Source organism: Adlercreutzia muris, from assembly GCF_008831045.1.
GTDB lineage: Bacteria > Actinomycetota > Coriobacteriia > Coriobacteriales > Eggerthellaceae > Adlercreutzia > Adlercreutzia muris.
Genome location: NZ_WAJS01000069.1, coordinates 1 through 4,069, shown reverse-complemented (window position 1 = coordinate 4,069; position 4,069 = coordinate 1). Strand labels below are relative to the sequence as shown.

Here is a 4,069-nt window from a genome sequence, read left to right as displayed (position 1 = left end):
CTCCCCGGCTCCTCGCCCCTCTTTTCCTCCCCTGCTTCCACGGCCCCCTCGTCGTACATGCGGAAGGCCACGGTGAGGTCCTCTACCGTGAGCAGGTGGTGGCCGTGGGCGTGGCGGGAGGCGGCTCCGTGGGAATGGTGGTGGTGCACCGCCTGGGTGCCGTGATCGAGGGTCTCGTGAGATTCCATAGCCTTCCCCTATTCCTGGGCGCTCGCCGGATCGACGAGCCGGCGCAGGCCCGCGCCCACGCTATCGAACAACAAGACGCAGGCCACCAGGGCCGCGCCGGGAAACACCGCGAGCCACCACATCCCCGCCGAGAGGTAGCCCATGGCCTCGGAGAGGATGATGCCGATGGCGGGCATCTCCGGGGGCAGGCCGAAGCCGAGGAAGGTGATGGCGGCCTCGTGGAGGATGGCGTGGGGGAACAGGAGCACGAGCCCCACGGCGAACTGGGGCAGCACGTAGGGCGCCATGTGCCGCAGGGCGATGGAGACCGGACCCGCGCCGAGACGGGCGGCCACGGCCACGAAGCCGGAGGCGCGGCACTGGAGGATCTCGGCCCGCAGGACGCGGGCGAGGCTCGGCCAATGGGTCAGCGCCACGCCGATGGTGACGCCCCAGAAGCCCTTGCCCAGCCCGTAGGAGATGAGGATGAGCAGCACGATATGGGGAATGCCCATCATGAGATCGGTCAGCCAGCTCACCGCGCCGTCGGCCCAGCGGGGGCCGAGGGCCGCCGCGGATGCCAGGGCCAGGGCGATGAGGGAGGAGGCCACGGCTGCGCCGAGCCCCACGAGGATGCTCGTGGACAGGCCCGCGAGCGTGCGCAGGAACATGTCGCGGCCCATCCAGTCGGTGCCGAAGGGGTGGGCCCAGGAGGGCGCGAGGTTCTTGGCGGCGAAATCGGTGGCCTGGGCGGCCGGGCCGAGCAGCGCCCCGGCGATCACCACCAGGGCCAGGGCCACGGCGGCCCCCAGAGCGAGCCCGGCGGCCCGGCGGCGGTTCGGCAGGCGCCGGACGCGGGGAGCCGACAGCACCGGGGCCGCGGCGGCCTCGGGCGCACCGTTGGGAGCAGCGGCGCCGCGCAGGGCGGCAGCGTCATCGGTCATGGCCCTCCCCTTTCTCCGAGCCCCGGACATCGGCCCGCACCGGCCGCATGCGAGGATCCACGAGGCCGTAGACGAGGTTCGCGGCCAGATTCCCCGCGAACACGAGGGCCGCCGACACGAGCGCGATGCCGGCCAGCAGGGCCACGTCCCCGCCGAGACCGGCCGTGACGGCGGCCTGGCCGAGGCCGGGGTAGCTGAACACCTCTTCCACGAGCACCGAGCCGCCGAAAATCTCGGCCACCTGGGCGCACTGGAGGGTGATGGCCGGCAGGGCGAGGTTGCGCAGGCCGTGGCGCACCATGACCCGGCCGCGGCTCTCCCCCCGGGCCCGGGCGAAGCGCGCGAAGTCGCTGCCCATGACCTCGATGGCCTTGGCCCGGGTGTGCAGGGCCACGTTGGCCACCCCCACCACCGACAAGGTGATGGCCGGCAGGGCCATATGATGCAGGGCGTCGGCGAAGGTGACCTCGGAGGCGGCCATGCCTGCGGGCACCGAGAAGCCCAGGGGGAACCAGCCGAGCCACACCGAGAACACCATGAGCAGCAAAAGGCCCACCCAGAACGTGGGAGAGGCGGCCAGCACGAAGCAGTAGGCCCGCACGGCCCGATCCACCGGGCGCCCCTCGTTCAGGGCCGCCGCCACGCCCAGGGCGAAGCCGAGCCCACCGGAGACGACCCAGGCCACCCCCATGAGGGCCAGGGAGTTGGCGGCCCGGGAGGCGATGACCTCAGCTACGGGGGCGTTGTAGCGCAGCGACGTGCCCATGTCCCCCTGCAGCAGGGCGCCGGCCCAGGCGAGGAACCGCTCGGTCACGGGCGCATCGGAGCCCCAATAGGCCGCCAGGGCCGCCCGCTTCTCCTCGCTCATGCCGAGCAGGGCCGCCTGGCCCACGTTGGCCTGAACGGGATCGACCGGCGAGAGGCTCACCAGGGCGAAGGTGACCACGGCCACGGCCCCCATGAGCAGCGTGAACCGCCCGATCTGGCCTCCGATGAATCTGATGACATTATATGACATAATAGTTATAGCGCCCTTCCATGCGCCGGGGCAGGTCGGCGGGGCCCATCGCCCCCTACTTCCACGACCAGCGATCGACGTTGTTGACCAGACTCCACCCATGGCCATGGGGGTGGGGCTTCTGCGCGGCCACGGCCAGGCCCTCCCGCTCGAAGTAGAGGTGGTCTACGTTGGCAAGCCATACCCAGGTGGCCGCCCCCTCCGGCGCCACGCCGGTCTGGGTGGCATCGTCCCACTGGGCCGCCTGGTAGAGGGGGAAGGATTCCTCCACGGTGCGGGCCGCCTGGGCCGCTTCCAGATGGGCGTCCACCGTGGCATCGCCGTACTGGGCGTAGTTGCCCCAACCGGCGGAATGGGTCAGCTCGAAGAGCTCCACCGGGGCGTTGGAGCCCCAGCCCCACAGCACCGGGTCGGCGTACTGGCGCAGGTAGATGTCGTCCCAGCTGGCCCCCTTGGGAGTCACGGCGATGCCGAGGGCCGCGCACTGGTCGGCGAAGTCGTAGGCCAGGGCCTGGCGGGTGGAATCGCCGGCCGCGTAGTACAGATCGAAGGCGCAGGGCACCCCGTCGCGGGAGCGCATGCCGTCGTCACCCCGCTGCCAACGGGCCTCGTCCAGCAAGCGCTCGGCAGCCGCCCCGTCGGTTTCCACGCGCATGGCCGCGCTCGACCAGGGCATGCCGTCGGCCACGGAGTAGGCCGGTCGCCCGAAGCCGGCGAGCACCCGCTCGATCATGACCTCGCGGTCGATGCCGTAGTTGAGCGCCCGGCGCACGGCGATGTCGCTCGTCACGTCGTTGCCGCCCACATAAACCATGTCGCCATCCACCACCACGTCGGTGCCGGCCGGATTGCACGGCAACGAGATGCCCCGGGAATCCACCGACGCGCAGTCCAGCAGCGTGTAGCCCACCGGCGCCGCCCCGGCCAGGGAGGCGGAGGTATAGGCCACGTCCGCCAGGCCCGAGCTTGCCGCGGCCAGGGAGGCGTCCTCCTCCATGAACAGCACCACCACGCGGTCCATGAGCGGCTTCTCGCCGTAGTAGTCGGGATTGGCCCGCAGAATGACCTGCTGGCCGCGGTCCCACTGCTCGAGCATATAGCGGCCGCTGCCGATGGGGTTCGCGCCGTAGTCGGACCCGTAGGCATGGGCCGGCACGATGCCCACCACGGCCAGAGTGTACAGAAGCGCGTTGTTGGGCCGCTTCATGGCAATCTCGCAGGTCACTGCATCGAGAGCCCGAGCCTCGGCCACCATGGACAGGTCGGCCTCGGCCGCCGCCCCCTGGGCGATGCCGTTGATGGTGAAGGCCACGTCCTCGGCCGTAAGCGGCACCCCGTCGGTGAAGACCGCGTCGTCGCGAATGGTGAAAGTCCAGGTGAGGCCATCCTCAGAGCAGTTGTAGGCCACGGCCAGATCGTTCACGAAGGAAAGATCGTCGTCGGTGGCGATAAGGGTGGACTGGATGAGGGGCTCGTGCACATGCTCGCCGGCGCCCCAGCCCATGAGCGGATCGAACCCGGCCGCCGGCTCCGAGGAGGGCGTCATGGTCACGATCACCTGAGATTCGCCGTTCGGGCCGGCGCCAGCGCCTCCGGCCGCCGAAGCTCCGGCGCCCGTCGCGGTGCTTCCCGCCGCAGTGCCTTCCCCGCCGCCGGCACAGCCCGCCAGCAGCCCCGCACTCGCTGCGCCGGCCAGCGCCGCAGCCCGCATGAAGTCTCGTCTCGTCAGGGCCATCCCCCGCTCCTCTCATCGTGTTACGTTCTCTCAACACGTAACAATACCACAGATGCTCCGTCAGTGTTACGAAAACCAAATTCGTATGCCTAATGGCCCATGCGAAAGGTGAATGCCACTGCACACGGGAGCAACCCCTTTTCCACCTGCCCCCATCGCCCCTTGCCTCTTGCCCCTCTTCGTCCTTCGCCCTCTGGCCTGCCC

General features: G+C 70.4%; 3 protein-coding genes and 1 pseudogene. All 4 read right to left on the bottom strand.

The genetic code is table 11. The annotated features are described in order from the left end of the window. Positions 1–188 (bottom strand): annotated as a pseudogene (locus F8D48_RS11360) (hypothetical protein); the annotation flags it as partial. Positions 189–197: 9 nt separating this feature from the next. Next, a complete protein-coding gene (locus F8D48_RS11355) occupies positions 198–1,112 on the bottom strand; it encodes an ABC transporter permease (protein ID WP_205717394.1) in 915 nt (304 codons plus the stop codon). Continuing rightward, entirely contained in the window at positions 1,102–2,130 is a 1,029-nt protein-coding gene (locus tag F8D48_RS11350) for an ABC transporter permease (protein ID WP_151432143.1), read from the bottom strand. The genes F8D48_RS11355 and F8D48_RS11350 overlap by 11 nt, the downstream gene beginning before the upstream one ends. Positions 2,131–2,185: 55 nt before the next feature. Next, positions 2,186–3,865 (bottom strand): ABC transporter substrate-binding protein, encoded by a 1,680-nt coding sequence (locus F8D48_RS11345; RefSeq protein WP_151432141.1) that lies wholly within the window; start codon positions 3,863–3,865, stop codon positions 2,186–2,188. Positions 3,866–4,069 lie beyond the last annotated feature (204 nt).

What these genes read in the sequence shown, in the direction of transcription:
- F8D48_RS11350 (WP_151432143.1), bottom strand. Translation starts at nt 2,130, where the DNA reads ATGTCATATAATGTCATCAGATTCATCGGAGGCCAGATCGGGCGGTTC.
- F8D48_RS11345 (WP_151432141.1), bottom strand. Translation starts at nt 3,865, where the DNA reads ATGGCCCTGACGAGACGAGACTTCATGCGGGCTGCGGCGCTGGCCGGC.
- F8D48_RS11355 (WP_205717394.1), bottom strand. Translation starts at nt 1,112, where the DNA reads ATGACCGATGACGCTGCCGCCCTGCGCGGCGCCGCTGCTCCCAACGGT.